Below are 20441 nucleotides of genomic sequence, written 5' to 3'. Positions count from 1 at the left end.
TTTTAAGTATACTTTTTTATGAAAAATCAAGACGAACAAAAATCTACGCTAACACATTTAGACCAAGAAGGCAACCCTTCTATGGTAGATGTTGGTGATAAAAATATAACTACCCGAGTAGCAATCGCACAATCCATCGTTGAATTTCCTTTGGAAGTAGCACAGACTATCCAAAAACAGGATAATCTTACGAAAAAAGGTTCTATTTTTCAAACGGCGATTATTGCAGGGGTCATGGGAACAAAAAAAACATCAGAATTAATCCCACTTTGTCATCCTCTTCCACTTGATAAGTGTAAAATTGAGATCGAATGGACTTCAGAAACTCAATTAACAATTAAAAGTACTGCAAAAGTAACTTCAAAAACGGGTGTAGAGATGGAAGCATTAACAGGTGCTTCAGTGGCTGCTTTAACAATCTATGATATGTGTAAAGCATTATCACAGGATATTGTAATTAAAGAAACCAAGTTATATCACAAATCAGGAGGAAAAACAGATTTCGATAGATAATGAAGCACCAAAAACATGCTAAAATGAACCGTAGAACGATGGGTAACTTTGCTCCAAATGAAGTAGCAATAATGGGTACAACCTGCGGTGATATCAAGAGTTTTGTAGGAGAACTTACGCATAGATTATCTAGAAGAAACCCTGCCTTCTTAGATATGGACCATAAAAGTGATGAGGAAGAATTGAACAAATCTATTCTTGGCGATGCTACAACACAAGTCACTGATAAGGTCAACTTCCACAGAATTGATGCATTACATGCGTACAATGATTTTGAGAAAAGGAAATTCTTTCATTACAATGACTTAGTTTTTGTAAATGGCAATCACTATAAGGCAGCTAAACAGCTATTATTTATTGATGACAGAAAACCATTAATAAAAAAGCTGGCTAAAATTACCAATCCTATATGTGTTATCTTTTCAAAAGGAGTTAATGAGATTCCCGAAGAACTTCTTTCAGAAAAACCTGAGTTGAAGAACCTTCCTCATTATAGTTTAGACGATGAAGATGTACTGGATAGTATCGCAACATTTCTAGACAAAACGTTTACCACACCACCATTAAAAGGTTTGGTACTAACAGGAGGTAAGAGTACTAGAATGGGTGAAGATAAATCGGTACTCAATTACCATGGTCAACCACAATGGAAATACGCAAAAGAACTGCTGGAAAAATATTGTAGTGAAGTACATGTTTCTGTTGCTTCAGAAAGTGATACATACCAAGAAGCATCACAAATTGCTGATAAATTCATCGGTCTAGGTCCTATGGGAGGTATATTATCTGCTTTTCAAAATGACCCTAATGCAGCATGGTTAGTTATCGCCTGTGACCTTCCATTACTTTCAGAGCATTCCCTAGATCAATTAGTTAGTAATAGAAATAGCAATAAGGTAGCTACATCTTTCAAAAGCCCAACAATGGATTTTCCTGAACCTCTAATATGTATTTGGGAACCAAAAGCCTATGGAACCCTTCTTGAATATTTAAGCTGGGGATATTCTTGTCCTCGAAAAGCATTAATCAATTCTGATATTGAGCTTTTAATTGCTGATAAAGAAGAAGAAATGGTGAATGCAAATACCAAAGAAGACTTTAATGAGATAAAAGCCAAGTTGAAATAAAAAAAAGCCTTGAGTACATCAAATACTCAAGGCTTTTTCATTTCAAATTAAAAACACATTGGTTCTAGAATTCTTTAGATCCAAATTCTGATTTCACCTTCTTAGACTTGTTCTTCAAACTATTGAAGTTATATGTCACATTGATCATGATTTGATCAACTTCATAAACATAGTTTGTAGTAGTGTAGAACTGTTGTCTTTGTGTCGAACCATCAGCCAATACTGCTGTATAATCTCCACTTGTTGTGATACGTTGTTCGTTTGTGTTTAACAATCCCATATCCATATTCAACCATTGTACATTTACAGTTAAACGGTTATCCATAAATGTTTTCTTCACAGAAAGGTTTGGTGTATAGAATCTTGAATCTTCACCTTGAGCAGTAACTCTTTCTGATAAGTAGTTGAATGAGAAGTTCGTTGACAACGTTGGAGTAATCTTAAATGTAGTGTTTAAGTTAAAGCTATATTGCCATGCTTTTGTGTCTACAGGGATATTGATTACCCAATCATTATCAGTATCATCATAATTAAATTCTCCAGAAATATGTTGATGATAGAAGTTACCACCTGCATAAAAATCCCACCAATCAGTCAATTTCAATGATGTTCCTACTTCTACACCCAAAACTTTGCTAGTACCTACATTAGTATAAATACGGTTTAATACCGAATCACTATCGAAAGTATTTGTTCTGTTGATTAGGTTTTGAGTATTTCTGAAATATCCTGTTAAGAAGATCGTATGATCACCGATTTCTTGTACAGCTCCTAATTCAACCAAATCAATAAATTCAGGCTCTAGATCTGCATCACCTTGTTCTAAAGTTTCTGAGTGTTCTTTTTCTTTGAAAGGGTTCATCTTGAAAGTTGTTGTTCTTTCAACACGCTTACTGTAGGCTGTTTTTAACGCTAAACCATCATTTACTTGATATTGTAAATTTGCTGATGGGAATAACTTAAAGTAGTCATAGTTCTTCACCTCTCTATTTGACTCAGGTTCTAACTGACCATTTTGATAGCCTAAGTAATCTACTTGACGATCCATATATTCTGCTCTTACACCTACACCATAAGTCCAATCACCTTTCTGACCAGCCAATTGACCGTACGCTGAGTGAATATTTCTCGATAAGTTTAAGTTTGAAGAGTAATTATCAACTACTTCCCATTCACCTGTTGCTTTACCAGTTTCAGGATCAATTACCTCTCTTTCGTATAAGAAATCACCTTTATGATCTAATGTTCTAAACTGATACCCTACTTCAAATTGTCCTAACTTTGATGGCTTAAAGCTATAATCAATATTTGCTCTGAAACCGTGTAATGGGTTCTCGTTAGTATTTCTTTCTTTTAGATAATAATACTGTTGATCTGCAGGTGTTGAAAAATCATACTTTTGGTTATCGTTAAAAGTTGGTCCACCTAACAAAGTATATTCGTATAGAACAGACGCTGATAATTTTGACGAGTTTTGGAAAGTATGAGCATAATCCAAACTTGTTACAAAGAAGTCTGATTGTCTATTTCTAGAGTTGTGGTTATAGTATTGAAAAGACTCTGGATCACCTTCGAAATGATTATCATAATAATAGATATCTGCTAAACGAGTTTTATCTCTAATACCACCCATTGCAGCAAAATTGAAACTATTATTTTCATTTGGGTCCAAGCCTAATGAAAGGTTCGCAGAATAGTTTTCTTCAACATACGAACGCTCACCATCTGATGGAAAAATAAACTTAGGATCATCATCAATTTGTGTCCAAACATCACCTTCTCTTCTACCTGATTTATCATTTCTTTGGTAAGAAGCTCCTAATGCCCAATTGAATTTTTCTTTTTGCTGAGCAATTGTAAAGTCTCCACCGTATCTCAACGGATTATTGGCATTATCATAATTTTCGATACTTGGTAATCCATAACGAACGTTCACTTGTGCATACATTCCGTCAGAAGCACCCTTAGTTGTAATGATATTAATAATACCCGCCTTACCTTCTGAATCATATTTTGCAGAAGGAGCAGTAATCACCTCCACATTTTTAATAGAGTTTGCAGGAAGTTGGTTCAGAATTGTAGCTGCATCAGACTGGATAGGTTTTCCGTTTAATAATACTACAAATCCTGATGATCCTCTTACTGCAAGATCACCTTCAGCGTTGATACTTACAGAAGGCATATTTTTAAGTACATCTGTTGCTGTTCCACCTGCTGCATTTTCAAATTTTGTAGCATCATAAACCTGACGATCTACTTTTGTCACAGCAGTTAACTGCTCTCCTTTTACCTCAATTTCGTCGAGCATTTGGCTATCTTCATTTAATGCCACCTGACCTAAATTGACATTACTACCTTTTACAACAGAGATATTCTCTTTTGTAAAAGTTTCAAACCCCATAAAACCAATAGTGATTTTATATGTACCTTCTTTTACTTTGCTGATAGTAAACTTTCCTTCACCTGCCGATACCACCCCTGTAACCAGTGAGTTATCGGCTTGATTATATAAAGCTACTGTTGCGTACTCAATGGGTGCATTTTGATTTTTTTCAATTACTTGTCCAGTGATTTTTGATTGAGCGTTGATAAATGAGGTCAGTCCCAGCATACACATTAGCCACACTGCTAGGATTCTTTTTAATTGTTCTTTGTTCTTCATTTCAAGAGATTAGTTGTACGTAGTCAACACATTTTAAAATATGTCGCAATTAACAACTTTTGTATTTTATGAGATGGACTATTTGAAAATAAAATTTCTTGGAAATAGTACTTTCTAAAAGATTAAAATTCATTAACATAAAAATAAAGAAAAAACCTCTTCAAACGAAACTTTTTGAAGAGGCTTTTGTGATGCTAAAATTAGAAGATGATTAAACACCAAATCTATAATTTACACCAGTCAATAAGAATTTACTATAATCAGATACGCCATATTCACCACGTATCATCCAATGTTTATTTATTTCATAATTCCCACCGAATTGGAAAGTCCATTTCTTTATTAAATCTTTCTTGATTTGATATTGGATATCTAAATCACTAATGCTTTCGTAAGGAGTATCCTCCAACCTTTCATCAATTCTATCTTGCACCCGATCAATTACTCTTTTTTGAGCATCAGTTAAGCCTTCATACCAATTGTTTAAACCATCTTCTAACCCTGGTAAAGCTTCACCAATAGTTAGACTACCGCTATTACCTTTATTATTTGTGAAGTTTCTATACATCACCCCTATATAAAAAGCCAATTTCGTCTTGTTCTTAAACTGAAATCGTCTACCCATTCTCATTGAAGAAGTAATCAAACCGACCCTTTGTGCCAATAATGCTGATTGTGAAGATGAATAATTAGCATCAACACTTACAAAGTACTTTTTTATAGCATAATGTAGCGTCATACCTCCACCAAAGGTTTGAGCATTAAACACCACCTTTGAGCCAAATTCCGGGAAAGTAACATTCTCGAATTGAGGTTGTAAACTCACCTCAGTTCCTCCTTGAGAATATGAGAATAAACCATACACATTTAAGAAAGGTAATGCGAATAAATCAGCTCTAATATTCCCACCATTTGTAAAAGCTCTTGTTTTCTTAAAACCAAGGGTTTCTTCATTTAGGATATCATCCATCGGAATGCCTCCTATGCTCATACTGAATTGAGTAATATCAAGATACATCTCATTAAAAACATAGTTTAAGCTCACTCCAGCAGAAAATGGAAAATCTATTCCTCGGTCTTGTACTTGTTGACCCCAAATAGGGAAAATATAAGGGTATTTCTTCTTTTCTACAGCTGTAGAATCAATTCCCTGAGCAAAAAGAAGACAAGATTGTATCGTAATAAAAAGAGTAGTGAAGAGAAGTCTCATATAGTTTGATAGAGTTAGAAAGTATACCCACAAAAATATCTGTAGGTAATCAATAGTTGAAGAATGGACGCTAAGTATCACAATAATCTGTAATACTATATCATAATAAAGTTAATCATCTGAATTAGATTTGTACAAAAAAATACTCAAAGATTTCTCCCTGAGTATTTTTTTCAATGAATTACTTCACTTTTTCAATGTCATCTAAAGACCATGATTTATAAAAATCTTTTGACGATGGCCCATATAATCTAAATAATAAAAAGAAGTCTTCTCCTGTTGGAATCCAATTGGACTCTAAACCTTTTGGTGGTTTTGGTCCAAAATAAATATCAACAGATCCATCTTTATTCTTTTTCAATTCATCAATCTGTCGAGAGGACAACCCTACTTTTTCAGCTCCTTGTATAAAGCCTTTTGTCTTCATACTGTATACAATAACTGACCAAAAATCTTTTACAGGAGTATCTTTAGGTACTCTTAGTTTATAGGTGTCCTCACCATTAAGGAACATACCTGCTTTATCTCTTAAACCCGTCAGATAATATGTTCCTCCGCCCAAATATTTAGGTAGATAGGTGATATAAAAATAAGCACCTGCTCTTCCATCAATTAACACTTCATTTTCGGTCTCATAAGGAAAACCTAATTGAGGTTGACCTGATGTGAAATTCCATCTATACCAATTCGACTCTCCCGGCCATTGCTCTACAATCACTTTTCCGGGTGTTGTAAAAAGACTTTGCATATAATCATAAGCCAAAGCTAGACCTTCCTCCATTGCTTTCTTTTGTTTGTCTGAAGGGTTAAATTCCTTTCCTTTTTCAATCCCTATACTTTTCAGAATTCCCATCATGGCTTTATCCTGAGGTCGAACGGGATTATTTTGAATTACATCATTAATATCTTGGAAGAATGTGAAATCATAAACTGGCAAACAGTTATAACTTACATTAGTGGCATCCAAGTAGTTTGTTTCTTTTGGGTTTGATTCTTCAGATAATGAATAAATTTTAACCTGATGAGCATATTCTGCCGCATCTTTATCTGTTGCACCATTATAAAGTCTTGGTCTAAAAGAAAAACCCACTCTATAAGTATCAACATACCTAATGATATACCCATCTTGAGGCAATGTGCCCTTGTAATCATTAGCCACTAATAGGTATTTACCTCCTTCTCCTTTATCTGCTCCAGCTGGACCTATATCCTCAATAGGTACTTGCCAAGCATTCAGAAACGAACCAAAATAACTGACTTTATCAGAAGCTGCAGGCACTTCAACTACCATTGGTCCATTTTCCAAGGCGATATTTCCCCATCCATATGCAGTTACGTCATTGGCTGTTAGGAATCCATGTTTTGAATCAAATGGTTTGGTCAAGTAAACCACATCATTCAGGTCTCCGCCTAAATCTCTCCTAGTCGCTTTTTTGAAATCTACTAAACCTACAGCAGGCATTGCCCATATGGCTGCTTGTGAGGCCCTTTGCACCATAATTTGGTATTCTATATCTTTTTCTTGAGCATGAATACAATTGGCAATGATCATGAACCAAGAAGTAAATAACAGTAGTATATTCTTTTTCATCTTTTAATGTTTTGTAATTTTCATTAATCAATAAAACGAATTTCTACTTATCTGTTATTAATAAGTTTTGTTCGTGTTTTAGTAAATTCTATTCGTAATAAAAAAAGCCAGTACGAATACTGACTTCTTTAGCAACTTATATCTTACAGGCCAGAACAATCTTTGACTGCTCCATCCTTGGCCCAGATGATTATATCAAATTCTTCTGGTAGATTATCCGGATCATCATCAAAAGCTCTTAAAGCACTTCTCGTATGATCAATGGGGTGTTCAACATCATCATCATCCCCCAACATTTCCGATAATTCTCTTAGAGATATGTAATAATTACTAGAATCTGGATTCCAATGGATAAAGTCATCTACATCTACTGTTTCTCCTGAGGTTTCTCCTTCTTCAGATTGTTCTATCACATTACAATCTGAGGCGAACATATAGGACCAAGTTAAAGCTTCGTCCTCATTAGAAGTAAATGACCAATCATAATCATCACTCTGATCAACTGTCGTTAACCCTACAGTGATATCATCTACATACATTGTGTCTACACCCACACCTGGAGACGTTTCATATTCGTCTTCATATTTAGATACCATTCTCATCTTCTTGTTTTCTACATCAAAAAGAACTTGAACGTTAATAGGACCAATAGTAATTTCAGTGGATGAATTCGCTCCTTTTAAAGTAAATGTCTTTGATACATCTCCATCTGTAGCAAAATAAATTGATGTGGTTTCTTCTGGATTAACCATATCTCCGTTTTCATCTTCGTCACATGAATAGAATGCTAAGGTAGCACCAAGCATCAGTGCATACTTCCAACAGTTTTTCATAATTTAGGTTTTGAGTTAAAATTAGGTTCTAATAATCAAAAGGTTAGTACAATCTCATTAAATTGGTTAAAGTAAATTGGTAATAATTTTTAGCTTCACAATGGTAATTCTATTTCCATTTACAGTCAATTCTATTAACGATATTTCATTTTCAATCACAATAGATTCTTTATAAATGAAAAAAACACTTCATGATTTATCTCACAAAGTGTTTTTCTATTATTGACAAGGATTCGTTAAAACTCCCTCCTTTTGATATATCCGATCTACTGCCGTTGTTGCCCCTGGAAATAGGTCAGAGAGTAAATCTAAAGTGATATAATACTTTTCTAAATCAGAATCCCATTGAATAGACTCAATACCTTCTACCCTTCTTCCAAAAGCTCTCGACTGATTATCGATCTCTTGACACTCTACTCCCAAATCAGAGTCTTCTAAGGTAACTCTCCTCGTTATATTATCGGTATCTTCAACAATAAACGAATAGTCAAAATCTGTATTCTGAGTAACAACAGACATTTGCACTTCCAATTCAATAATCATATTGGCAGATTCTCCAAAAACCTGAGCATCAGGTGGCAATGCAACGTCTCCAGTAATTACCGATTTCAAACGTTGTTCGTTCGCCTGAAATAATAGCTGAACAGACATTAATGTTGTATCATAACCCGGTAAACCGACCATAATTTCCTCATCTGTTTCAAAGTATATATTATTAATTGATGAAGGGTCTACTACAGCATCTTTACAGGAAAATGAGATAAATAATAAGAGTATTGATAATAAAGTAGTGCTTAAAGTTTTCATAACAGATAGTTTTTTATTTAAAGCAATATACTTATTTCTTATTATTTGATTGTTACAACAATGTAATGTTTTGAAGGGTTTTTAAAGAAACTATAATTTGTAAATCCACATTATGGTATCACTTATTGAGCTACGACTAATCTACTTTTATGTTTTTGTTGTCGTCTTTTTTCAAATGCAAAGTAAAGGGTAAAACCAATAATTTGAATAGTATCTGAAATAATTACAGGTATAAAATTCATCCCTACTTCAGGTAAAGTAATCAAAGTATAGACTCCTCCAGAGACCATATAAACTTTCTCTGCAATTGCATACAAAAGAGTCGTCTTTCTAATCTCTTTTTGTGATGCTGATAGAAAGATTAATACACCAATTCCAACAATCATTATTCCCCAATGGCCAATTACTGGAGCTAAACCATTTACTGATGATATATCCAATTTCAAAGTTAAAAGCGTTCCACTAACTGGCGATATCATAGATGGTAAAGGGCCTAATAATGTTGCAACACCAGAGAAACGTAAGAAGAATTCCCAAAATTTAGCACTCATAATTTTATTATTTAAGGTTTGGATTACTTATTTTAATACCATGATTATCAATTTCTTGATATTACAAATATCATAGATATGCCAATCCATTTAGTTGAATAATCAATGCTAAAAGTTGAAACCCGTTATAATATTTACTACTTCTTCTCAATTATGACACATACCATCACCTCCTTTCAGGAACATATTAAGGTACTTTCAGAACTTTTTTCAGCGAAATCAGAAAAGGAAAATTATCTGGATTTACAAGAAGGAGAGATTTACCATTACCAACATCAGGAAGGTATTTACAGCTTAATATTTAATGTTCTAAACTACCATAGGGGTAAGAATGCATTATTAGAGTTTTCTGAAGAATACAACATCGATTATATAGTCATATTCTTTTTAAAAGGTTTAAGCTTTACAACTTCAGATGATAATGAGCATAACATTGCGAATGCACATGGATTTGTAGTCATGAAAGCAGATTATAATATTAATGTAGATTTTTTGCAAGGAAGAAACGCTCATCATATCTCATTTTTACTCTCCTCAGAAGCTATCAAAAAACAATTTGGGGAAAACGCATACCAGGCATTATCTAAATTATCATTCCACTTCTTTGATGAACATCATGATATAATACTCTTAAGAAATGCATTGAGACAGACTTTTTCATACATATCTGAAGTAAAATATAAAGTTCAAGAAAACCTATCATTTTCTTTGTTAGGAATGGCACTTGAATATATCATAAGGAAAAGTGATTATCTAGATCATTCTAATCAAAAAATTATCGGTTCCAATAAAAATCTACTTAATAAAATAATTCAGGTTCAAAATAAAATAAGGACAATGCTTGATGAAAAACCTGATATTTATGAATTATCAAAAGAGTTTAAATTGACCTCACATGAATTAGAAGAAAATTTTCAAATCATATTTGGGCATAGTATACCGGCCTATCATCTCAAACAAAGAATTCAAAAAGGAAGAGATTTATTAGTTTCACAAGAAATGGGTGCTAAAGAAATTGCGTATCACTTAGGGTTTTCTGATTTACCTCATTTTTCTAGGACTTTTAAGAAGGAATTTGGGTTGTCCCCTAGGGCTTATATGCAGCAATACTTATAAATAAAAACCACTTTTCACTGTATATGAAAAGTGGTCATTAAGGTAGAATTACGTATTCTGCAAAGCTAATTTTTGTCTTTTTGTGTATCGCAAAAGCATATATGCTAGAGGAACAATACTATACTCCATCAAAACATATAGAATTAATATTGGAGATGGAAGACCATCAGTAATCATACTAATTGTACGTCCAATTGCCAGTCCAAAACAAAAAATTGCTGTGACTATAATAGCGGCATCCGTATATCGTTCTTCAAATATTCCGTAAATAAAGAATCCCACCAACCCTAGATATAATCCAGAAACTGCCCGTAATATATGTGAGGCATCAGTAGGAATAACATGATTAAGTCCTAAAAAAGTATTAGCAAACCATTGTGGCATAATTCCATACAACAAGGCTATTATACTTAAAGTAAAAGCAAAGAAGGTAAGGTAAATCTTTTGTAGTTTCATTATTGTAATTTTTAAGTTGATATCACAAAATTAAAAACGATTAATATCAAACAAATTGATGTGAGATAATTTAAGCCGACCAGTAAATAATATACTGAGCGGCTTCGTCATCGGAAATCAATCATTCTCCACAATGATGTAACAGGTTTTCTATCTCATTCCCATTTTGGTATAACTCTATCAACTCTGTTTTAATCTCAGTTCCCTCACATGAATTAATCACAAAAGTTCCTGCTGTACCTTCCACTTCAGGTGCTGTATAATAGAATGTACATACTTCTAAAGTATAAGTACATGTTCCCATTATCCTTCCTGTTTGTCTTCCTTCCCCATCTAATTCATATTCGCCAGACAGCTCTCTAAGATTACTTCTTAAAGCTTGATCGGCATCATGTAAATCAAAATTGAACTTGTATATCAATGTTGGGTAACCTCCTTCCGGAGATACTTCTTCATCTGTTGAGGAACATCCCCAAATTAAGATAGCAATGATTACATTTAATAGTAAAGTTAATTTCTTCATCTTCGTAGTTATTTATTCTATTTGTAATAATAAGCACCACAAAGATGTTAGCTATCTAACTATTTAAAATTGATGTAGATCAAAAAAAGAGCTACAAAATTGCAGCTCTTTAGATATATAAATTATTCGTATTAGATAGTCTTTATTATTGGTGGTTGATACAATGCTCAACTATTTCTGTTTCAGTACCAAGTTTAACTACTTCACCAATTACAATAATTGCTGGAGGTCTGATACCTGCCTCATTGGCTTTATTAACAATATTACTTAGGTCTCCGATAACTACTTTTTGAGTAGGAAGTGAAATATCTTGTACTAATGCAATAGGTTCGTTTTCGTTTCTATACATAGTAAACAATTGGGAGATCAACTCTAATTTACCAACACCCATTAATACAACGATTGTTGCAGTAGATGCAGCAGCATGAGTTAAATCTTTTGATAAACCACCAGAACAAGTAGTTGCAGTAACTACCCAGAAGCTTTCATTAATTCCTCTTTTAGTAACTGGAATACCTGCAAGAGTAGGCCCTGCTAATGAAGACGAAATACCTGGAACAACCACACTGTTTATTCCTTTACTCTTTGCGAATTCAATTTCTTCCTGTCCTCTACCGAAAACAAATGAATCTCCACCTTTTAATCTTGTAACAGAACCATACTTATATGCCATCTCAACAATAAGCTCGTTTGTTTCTTCTTGTTTTAAGTAATGTGCTCCAGCTCTTTTACCTACAAATATTTTTTCAACATGTGAAGGAATAAAAGCTAATACATCTTCTGATACTAAAGCATCATAAAGTACTACTTTACTCTCTTTGAGTAATCTTAATGCCTTAAGTGTCAATAACTCTGCATCTCCTGGTCCAGCTCCGATTAAGTAAAAAGTAGGTGTCATAAGTAAATTCTTTTAGTTAATTCATAATTCAAATCTACGTACTATTACTTAATTTTCAAAATAAATCATTGTCAACATAGATATTTGAAGTGAAATCAGATGTTTATATATACCTACACAAATATCATACTACTTATAATATATATAGAAATATATGGATACATACTTATTTATAATGATTCAAAACAAGATTAATTACGCATTTTTTTCATTTGAAATTTGACTTTTCAGTATTATTACGTAGTTTTACTTAAAATTTCACTTAAACGACATCAATTATGACAAAAATAGTAATCGTAGGGAACGGTATGGTCAGCTATAAGCTGTGCGAAAAGCTTGTAGAAAAAAATACTACCGCTTCTATCACTGTCATAGGCGAAGAACCGCGTCCTGCATACGATAGAGTACATCTTAGTGCATATTTTGAAGACGCGAATGCAGACAAACTATCTATGGCTTCAAGAGATTGGTACGAGGGAAATGGTATCGATCTTATTACTTCAGAAAAAGTCTCAAAAATTAATAGAGAAAAGAAGGAAATTACTACGCACACCAATAATACATTTGCGTATGACTACTTAGTATTAGCTACGGGTAGTGCTGCTTTTGTTCCTCCTATTAAAGGAGTAGACAAAAAAGGTGTATTTGTGTATAGAACTATTGAAGACCTAGAAATGATGATGGCTTATGGTAAAAAAGCTTCATCTGCTGCTGTATTAGGTGGAGGTTTATTAGGTCTTGAAGCTGCAAAAGCAGCATTAGATATGAACCTAAAAACTTCTGTTGTAGAGTTCGCTCCTAGATTAATGCCAAGACAAATCGACGAAGAAGGTGGAAACCTTTTAAAGCAAAAGATGGAAGATCTTGGTATTGAAATCTTATTAAATAAAGCAACTTCTCAGATCACTGGAGAAGGAACGATGACAGGGATGGAATTCTCAGACGACACAAAATTAGATGTCGATATGTTAATTATATCTGCTGGTATTCGACCAAGAGACGAATTAGGTAAAGAAGCAGGTCTTGAAGTTGCAGAGAGAGGTGGTTTTGTTGTTAACTCGTTAATGCAGACCAACGACCCATCTATTTTTGCAGTTGGAGAATGTGCTTCTCATAATAATATGATATATGGTTTAGTAGCACCTGGTTATGATATGGCCGAGGTAGTTGCTGAACAACTTGTACACAACACAGATGAATATCAGTTCGACGGATTTGATATGTCTACTAAATTAAAACTAATTGGTGTAGACGTAGCAAGTTTTGGTGATCCATTCTGTGATAATACTCCTCACTCCCCTATTTCAATTTCAGACACACAAGCTGGAATCTACAAAAGAATTAATGTGAGTGAAGACGGCAAAACATTGTTGGGTGGTATATTAATTGGCGACGCTGAAGACTACAATATGCTACACCAAATGTGTGTAAATGAGATGGCACTACCTCCTCATCCTGTAGATTTAATTGCCAAAGGAAGTGGAGATGGTGGTGCTGCGATTGGAGTAGATGCTTTACCAGACACTGCACAAGTTTGTTCTTGTGAAAATGTTTCTAAAGGTGACGTTTGTTGTGCTATTAAAGACGACGGTGTTACTGACATCAATGGAATTAAGAAAGCAACAAAAGCAGGTACTGGTTGTGGCGGATGTTTACCAATGGTAAATAACATTCTTGAGGATACACTTAAGAAAATGGGTGCGACAATTAGAAAAGAAATCTGTGAGCACTTCCCATACACTCGTCAAGAATTATTCGATCTAATCAAGGTTAACGAAATCAAAACATATAAAGAGTTATTAAATAAATATGGTCAAGGTTCAGGTTGTGAAACTTGTAAACCAGCCGTTGCCTCTTTATTAGCTTCAATTTGGAACGATTTAATCCTAAAAGAAGCTACGATTCAAGATACTAATGATCGATTCTTGGCTAACATCCAAAAGGGTGGTTCATATTCAGTTGTCCCAAGAATCGCTGGTGGTGAAATCACTCCTGATAAGCTTATTGCTATCGGTGAAGTAGCCAAAGAATTCGATCTTTATACAAAAATCACTGGTGGTCAACGTATTGACTTATTCGGAGCTACATTAAACGACTTACCATTAATCTGGGAAAAACTAATTGAAGCAGGTTTTGAAAGTGGTCACGCCTATGGTAAATCACTTCGTACTGTAAAAAGTTGTGTCGGTAGTACATGGTGTCGATTTGGTCTTCATGACTCAGTAGGTTTTGCTATTGAAATTGAAAACAGATACAAAGGTTTAAGATCTCCACATAAATTAAAAGGTGGTGTATCTGGTTGTATCCGTGAGTGTGCAGAAGCAAGAGGTAAAGACTTTGGTGTTATTGCTACAGAAAAAGGATGGAACCTATATGTTGGTGGTAATGGCGGTGCCAACCCTAAACATGCTATCTTATTAGCTGGAGATATCACTAAAGAAGAAGTCGTAAAATATATTGATAGATTCTTAATGTTCTACATCAAAACAGCAGAACCTTTACAAAGAACTGCTCCTTGGTTAGAAAAATTAGAAGGAGGCATCGATTACTTAAAGCAAGTAGTAGTAGAAGACTCTTTAGGAATTGGAGAACAACTAGAATCTGATATGGAGGTATTGATTGCCAATTACAGCTGTGAATGGAAAGAAGCAATCAACAATCCTAAAATCCGTAAACGTTTCGCTCACTTTAGCAACTCGGATCAAGACGATCCAACACAAAAGTTCAAAAGAGAGAGAGACCAAAGATTCCCTGTTGCTTGGTAATTGATACATCACAATTGGCTGTGTAAAAGCAGCCTATTAAAAAGATATTATTATGATTTTTGAAACAAATACAATAGAAGAAGTTAAAGTTTGGGTTAACGCAGGCCCAACTTCTGACTTCCCTGAAGATGGAGGTTCATCCATTTTTTATGAAGGTGAACAAATTGCAATTTTCAATTTCTCACATTTAAATAAATGGTTTGCTACTCAAAATCTTTGTCCCCACAAAAAGCAAATGATCCTTTCAAGAGGTATGCTTGGTACTGAAGGGGACACGCCTAAAGTTGCTTGCCCATATCACAAGAAAACTTTTTCTCTAGAGACTGGAGAGAATCTAAACGGATGCGAGGACTCTATTAAAACATTTCCCATAAAAATAGAGAACGATACAGTATTCGTAGGACTTTACGAGAAAAAATAGGTGAAAAGTAAATTGATTGAAAACACTTCCGAATGGAGGTGTTTTCTCTTATTTATAGGCTACATGTTTTTCGATTCAAATATAATGTATTTACAACGAGAAAGAAATCATCACTTTTTCGAATAAAATAACCCGAATTACCCTTTGATATTAAAAAGACTATCATTCTATAATGTATTTCATTGTACTATTCTAATATTTTGAAAACATTTATAAACAAGCCCGTAAGTACTATCAACATTAAAATAACCCAATTATAAAAGCTATGAAGAAAATACAACACCTAATTCTAATACTTACATTACCTTGTTTATTTTTCGCTTGTGATACAGAAAACACATTAGATCCTTCAAATAGTGATGACACAAATACTGACATTACTGCTAATGAATATTTTGAAGCAACATGGAATATTAGTTCTGGAGGAGCAATTTCTAGTATGGCATTTACATCTGATGGCTTAGCTACAGTCCAAGGAACAGCATCAAATTCTAGAACTTTAGTAGAACAAAAAGATTTACTTTTTTATGGCGGTTACACCGTACAATCAGATACAATTATTGATCTTGAAGGATATGGCACCATCAAAGTTTTAAATGTGGATGGAAACATAGAAATTGAACTTATTAAAGAAGATAACCCGGAAGAAAAAATAAGTTTATACGCCACACTAGACAACACTACTTATTCTGAAAAAACTGCGTTCTTATCCAATATCTGGAAAGATGAAGAAGGGTATTACGTATATTTCACAAAAGATGGTGCATTACTTACTAGTGATGGAAGCGGTATCTGGGAATGGATTGATGACAGTGAGGAAGCTTTAAAAGTTAAAATCGAAGATGATATTTATAGAGTAGATGTCGTTGAACTTACTGAAGAAAACTTTACAATTGAGTTAAACTTCGAAGAAAATGATTCTACATTTACTCAAACCATAAACATGACTAGAGCAGATTATGAAGAGTTTCTAGAGAATGTGGAAGGATTTGGTGAAGATCACTCTTATGCTGTTCCAGCAGAAATGGCAGGTCATGGTACTTTCAGTATCGATGGAGAAGAAGTTTTCAAGATTCGAGGTGCTGCAGGTAGACAAAATGAAGTATTCGAAAATGATTCTTCAGGTAGGTTCTTTGACTTGGTATTTATGGAAGACATTAGTGTTCTTGATGAATTGGAAGAGTACGAAGGAGATGATTTCATAGGAAATATGGTTTCTTTAGGAATCACAACTTCTGCAGATACTCCAAAAGAACTAGCTGGAGATTACAGTAAAGGTTCAGATTGGGAAGATAATGAGGATGCTACTACTGCTCCAGATTATGCTGTTCAATTTGCTGGTGCAACTACAGAAATTGATGGAGAGTTCACTTTATTCTTAAAAAATCATGATGATGAAGGACTAACCATTGATCGATTCAACATCTCAAAAGGAAAAGATAAAACGTATATCATTGATGCTGTTTACGAAGTAAACAAAGTAAGTCATGAAGACGATACTACAGGTGAAAAAGTAAAAGTTCATTTCCATTATGAAGGAAAGATTTTCTTTATCACAGACTAAAAAAAGCGGAGAATGCTAACATTCTCCGCTTTTTTGTTTCCATAACTTTATTTTACTGTATACCCTTTTCCTTCCATACATGCAGAAAACGCTTTAGAGAAATTCTCTTTTGCTTCTGCATTTTGTGTTGCAGCAGCTTGATTATTTTGTTTTTGCTCAACTGCATCACCATATTTTTTTGCTCTTCTTCCTCTTAGACCACCGGCAACAGCTCCGATAGCCGCACCTTTTCCCGCATCACCTGCAATAGCACCAATTGCAGCTCCTGCTGCTGCACCACCTGCTGCTCCTACTACCATAGAGCCGTCCGCAGAGGTATCTGCCTTTTTTGCTTGAACAACTGTTGGATTTAATGGATCATAACCTGTTTGTTCAATGGCCCATTTATAACATGCCATTTCATCAGCATCCATTGTCGCTTGATCTTGATTATTCGATGGAAAAACATATAGACCAATACTTTTAGAAATAGATGTTGTTGGCACTGTATTTCCAGAAGAACTGTCCGAAGCACTAACAGTTTGAGATTCGGTACTAGAATTTTCTTCAATATTATAATTCGTTTGTGCAGATAACGAAACAGAAGTCAGTAATAATGCAACGATGATTATAAAGTGATTTTTCATGATAACTAATGATGATGTTTACTTAGAAATAATGTTTGATTTCATACTATCAAATAAACGGTCATTAATTTGTGATAACTATCAAATTGTGATTAATAAATATCAAATTTTAATCATAAGAATTATTACATTTTAAAAGCATTATTCAACGGAAGTGATTTTATTTGTAATAACATGTGCATTCTAAACTAACATTTAGCTTCATGACAAAACAAGATAGTTCTCAAAGTACCCTTACGTCCAAAATTGAAAAACTAAGTATCAATAAATTATGGTCTTTGTATTTTATTGCCATTACTGTAATCATTTTATTGATCACCTTTTCGCAGGTAATTAATTATTCTTTTTCCGAAAGACAAAGTGTCGATGCTGATATCATCAATAAGGCAGGTCGACAAAGAATGCTAAGTCAGAAGATTACCAAATGTGTTCTTTTATTTCAATTAGATAAACAAGGCAGTTATAAGAAAGAATTATCCTTTGCCTTAAATGAATGGGAGTTATCTCATATTGAACTTGGTAGACACAATGATGAAATTCAGAACTCTATTGTTAAAGCTGAAGCTGATGAACTATATAGTAAAATGCATACCTTCCAACAAAAGGTATTCGAAAATGCTCATAAACTACTAAATAATGAAACTGACTCAACATTAACTCAAGAAGTTTTAGATAATGAAGCGTACTATTTGATCTACATGGATCAGTTAGTAGGTGTATATTCTGACTACGCGAATCAAAAGTTAAATGTAGTACAAAATACTTCCCTCCTACTTTTCTTAATTACACTCACCATTTTATTCTTCGAATTAGCTTATGTATTTAGACCTACTGCTAGAAGAATTAAAAAAACCATCCAAGAGCTCGAAAAAACAAAGAATATCAATCATGAGAAAATTCAAGAGGTTGATCAACTCTATCGATCTCTAGGTCAAGCGTATCAACATTTATCGGAATCGAAAGAAACGGATGAAAACCTACATGTAGTATTAGGAAAAGTAAATGATGAAGGAGACTTCATAGAAACTTCTGAGAACTTAATAGACATCTTGAAGATTGAAGAAAATGAAACACCAAGAAATATCTTCCATTGGTTAATTCCTGAAGGTTATAAAGAAGAAATGATTAGAGAGATCCTTGATTCTGCTTTAAATGAAGAAACTTGGATGGGCAACCTGAAAGTAACTGATGAGGATGGTGATTTTGTTTGGATAGAAATTATTATCACAAAAGTTCATAAGGATAAACCTGAAATACTCATTGTAGGAAGAGATACTACAGATCAAAAAGAGTCAGAAGAAAGATCAAAAGAGATTAATCAGGAAGAAATTGATAAACATATAGAAACCCAGAAATCGAGATCTTTATTAATATTAAAGGGACAAGAAGAAGAAAGAGGTAGAATCTCTAAAGATATTCATGATGGCATTGGACAACTACTTACTGCATTAAAGTTTAGTTTAGAATCCATTAATCTAGCTCAAGCAAAATTATCTTCTCAAAAATTAAAGGAATCGAAAAAACTACTTAAGAATATTATCAGAGAAGTAAGAAGAGTATCCTTCAACCTCTCACCAAATACTTTAGGTGATTACGGTATTAATGCGGTATTAACTCGATTCGCATCCGAGACTAGTAGATTATCTGATGTAAATGTCACTTTTAATAATAAATCGGATTTTAATAAAAGGTTCGAGAGACATATAGAAACTAATATCTACAGAATCGTCCAGGAAGCGGTTAATAATGCCATCAAATACTCAAAAGCCGCACAAGTAGAAATAGATTTGATACATGACTTCGAGATGTTATATATCTCAATCAAGGACAATGGTGATGGCTTCGACACTGATAATATTGAAATTCATGGTGGTGGAAATGGACTACTAAACATGAAAGAAAGAGCCGGATTCGTTGGCGGTAGTATAGAGGTAACATCTTCAATTGGAAAAGGCACTACGATCTCAGTAGAAGTACCTATTGAAGAAGTCTAAGTAATTTTTTTATATTGCATTAGAAATAAACACCTCACATCAAATATTTTACTTTAATGAGTCAAATTTCAGTAGTATTAACTGACGATCACGTAGTTGTACGTAACGGCATTAAGCTATTATTAGAAAATAGCCATGAAATTGATGTTATTGGAGAAGGAGCTAACGGTCAAGAAGCATTAAATCTTTGTAAAAAACTTCAACCAGACGTTTTAGTGATCGACATTAGAATGCCTGTAATGAATGGAATTGAGGCTACTTCCAAAGTGAAGGAATACAGCCCTAATACTCAGGTTTTAATCCTTTCCATGCATGATGATGCTGAATACATTTTGGATGCAGCAGAAAAAGGAGCTAGTGGTTATCTATTAAAAGATTCTAATAGCGACGAATTCTTGAAAGCTATCAAAACAGTACATCAAGGAAAGAAATACTTTAGTGGAGATATCTCGAAGGTTTTAGTAGAAGGATACTTAAACATAAAAAATAATCCTGCCTCTACCACTACCAGTGATACTGAACAGGAGAAAACTTTTGACCTCACAAAGAGAGAAAAAGAAATCCTTAAATATGTAGCTGCAGGAAAAAGTAGTAAAGACATCGCTGCAACACTTAATAAAAGTGTGAGAACGATTGAAACACATCGATTCAATATCATGAAAAAAATGGAAGTAAAAAGTGCTGTAGAGTTGATCGCTAAAATCAACGAATTACCTACTTTAAAAACAGAATTAGGTTTATAACATTAAGAAACTACGTAAATACTTAGCCTTTTCGGTATCGA

18 protein-coding genes are annotated in these 20441 nt (G+C 33.8%); 8 read left to right on the top strand and 10 right to left on the bottom strand.

What is annotated here, in order from left to right; genetic code table 11:
• Positions 1–18 precede the first annotated feature (18 nt).
• On the top strand, positions 19–513 hold the full coding sequence (gene moaC, locus QL232_RS15170) for a cyclic pyranopterin monophosphate synthase MoaC (protein ID WP_168881399.1): 495 nt from the start codon (positions 19–21) through the stop codon (positions 511–513).
• Positions 513–1640, top strand: coding sequence for an NTP transferase domain-containing protein (locus tag QL232_RS15165; protein ID WP_281614717.1), 1128 nt, complete (start codon positions 513–515; stop codon positions 1638–1640). The genes moaC and QL232_RS15165 overlap by 1 nt, the downstream gene beginning before the upstream one ends.
• 64 nt (positions 1641–1704) lie before the next feature.
• On the opposite strand, the gene QL232_RS15160 is transcribed toward QL232_RS15165, so the two are convergent.
• From QL232_RS15160 to QL232_RS15135, 6 genes are all read right to left on the bottom strand, one after another.
• Positions 1705–4302: a TonB-dependent receptor gene (locus QL232_RS15160; protein ID WP_281614716.1), complete on the bottom strand. Its 2598-nt coding sequence runs from the start codon at positions 4300–4302 to the stop codon at positions 1705–1707.
• Positions 4303–4513: 211 nt separating this feature from the next.
• Positions 4514–5512 carry a hypothetical protein gene (locus QL232_RS15155; RefSeq protein WP_168881400.1) on the bottom strand — a complete coding sequence of 333 codons (999 nt, stop codon included), beginning with the start codon at positions 5510–5512 and terminating at the stop codon, positions 4514–4516.
• Positions 5513–5693: 181 nt separating this feature from the next.
• Complete coding sequence (locus QL232_RS15150; protein ID WP_281614715.1) at positions 5694–7103, bottom strand: DUF1214 domain-containing protein; 1410 nt, start codon at positions 7101–7103, stop codon at positions 5694–5696.
• A gap of 143 nt (positions 7104–7246) precedes the next feature.
• Complete coding sequence (locus QL232_RS15145; protein ID WP_281614714.1) at positions 7247–7936, bottom strand: hypothetical protein; 690 nt, start codon at positions 7934–7936, stop codon at positions 7247–7249.
• Between the two features lie 219 nt (positions 7937–8155).
• Positions 8156–8743, bottom strand: coding sequence for a hypothetical protein (locus QL232_RS15140; RefSeq protein WP_281614713.1), 588 nt, complete (start codon positions 8741–8743; stop codon positions 8156–8158).
• A 122-nt stretch (positions 8744–8865) separates the two neighbouring features.
• Complete coding sequence (locus QL232_RS15135; protein ID WP_281614712.1) at positions 8866–9294, bottom strand: hypothetical protein; 429 nt, start codon at positions 9292–9294, stop codon at positions 8866–8868.
• Between the two features lie 153 nt (positions 9295–9447).
• On the opposite strand from QL232_RS15135, the gene QL232_RS15130 reads away from it, so the two are divergent.
• Positions 9448–10410, top strand: coding sequence for an AraC family transcriptional regulator (locus tag QL232_RS15130; RefSeq protein WP_281614711.1), 963 nt, complete (start codon positions 9448–9450; stop codon positions 10408–10410).
• Between the two features lie 48 nt (positions 10411–10458).
• Here the strand turns inward: QL232_RS15130 and QL232_RS15125 are convergent, their stop codons facing one another.
• From QL232_RS15125 to cobA, 3 genes are all read right to left on the bottom strand, one after another.
• A complete protein-coding gene (locus QL232_RS15125) occupies positions 10459–10866 on the bottom strand; it encodes a DUF4345 domain-containing protein (protein WP_281614710.1) in 408 nt (135 codons plus the stop codon).
• Between the two features lie 121 nt (positions 10867–10987).
• A complete protein-coding gene (locus QL232_RS15120) occupies positions 10988–11389 on the bottom strand; it encodes a hypothetical protein (RefSeq protein WP_281614709.1) in 402 nt (133 codons plus the stop codon).
• 145 nt (positions 11390–11534) lie between these two features.
• Positions 11535–12287 carry a uroporphyrinogen-III C-methyltransferase gene (gene cobA, locus QL232_RS15115; protein ID WP_168881408.1) on the bottom strand — a complete coding sequence of 251 codons (753 nt, stop codon included), beginning with the start codon at positions 12285–12287 and terminating at the stop codon, positions 11535–11537.
• 278 nt (positions 12288–12565) lie between these two features.
• Here cobA and nirB point away from each other — a divergent pair, with 278 nt between their 5' ends.
• The 3 genes from nirB (at position 12566) to QL232_RS15100 (ending at position 17037) form a co-directional block, all read left to right on the top strand.
• Complete coding sequence (gene nirB / locus QL232_RS15110) at positions 12566–15052, top strand: nitrite reductase large subunit NirB (protein WP_281614708.1); 2487 nt, start codon at positions 12566–12568, stop codon at positions 15050–15052.
• Between the two features lie 52 nt (positions 15053–15104).
• Positions 15105–15473, top strand: a complete 369-nt coding sequence (gene nirD, locus QL232_RS15105) for a nitrite reductase small subunit NirD (protein ID WP_168881410.1) — start codon at positions 15105–15107, stop codon at positions 15471–15473.
• 265 nt (positions 15474–15738) lie between these two features.
• Entirely contained in the window at positions 15739–17037 is a 1299-nt protein-coding gene (locus tag QL232_RS15100) for a hypothetical protein (protein ID WP_281614707.1), read from the top strand.
• Positions 17038–17084: 47 nt separating this feature from the next.
• Here the strand turns inward: QL232_RS15100 and QL232_RS15095 are convergent, their stop codons facing one another.
• Positions 17085–17663, bottom strand: coding sequence for a glycine zipper domain-containing protein (locus tag QL232_RS15095; protein ID WP_168881412.1), 579 nt, complete (start codon positions 17661–17663; stop codon positions 17085–17087).
• Between the two features lie 203 nt (positions 17664–17866).
• Between QL232_RS15095 and QL232_RS15090 the strand changes: the two genes are divergently transcribed.
• Together QL232_RS15090 and QL232_RS15085 are read left to right on the top strand one after the other, a co-directional pair.
• Entirely contained in the window at positions 17867–19657 is a 1791-nt protein-coding gene (locus tag QL232_RS15090; RefSeq protein ID WP_281614706.1) for an ATP-binding protein, read from the top strand.
• A 56-nt stretch (positions 19658–19713) separates the two neighbouring features.
• Positions 19714–20400: a response regulator transcription factor gene (locus tag QL232_RS15085; protein WP_281614705.1), complete on the top strand. Its 687-nt coding sequence runs from the start codon at positions 19714–19716 to the stop codon at positions 20398–20400.
• Positions 20401–20441: the final 41 nt, after the last annotated feature.

The organism is Flammeovirga sp. SubArs3, from assembly GCF_947387565.1.
GTDB lineage: Bacteria > Bacteroidota > Bacteroidia > Cytophagales > Flammeovirgaceae > Flammeovirga > Flammeovirga agarivorans.
Note: the sequence above shows the minus strand (reverse complement) of the source record. Positions and strands in the feature narration are given on the sequence as shown.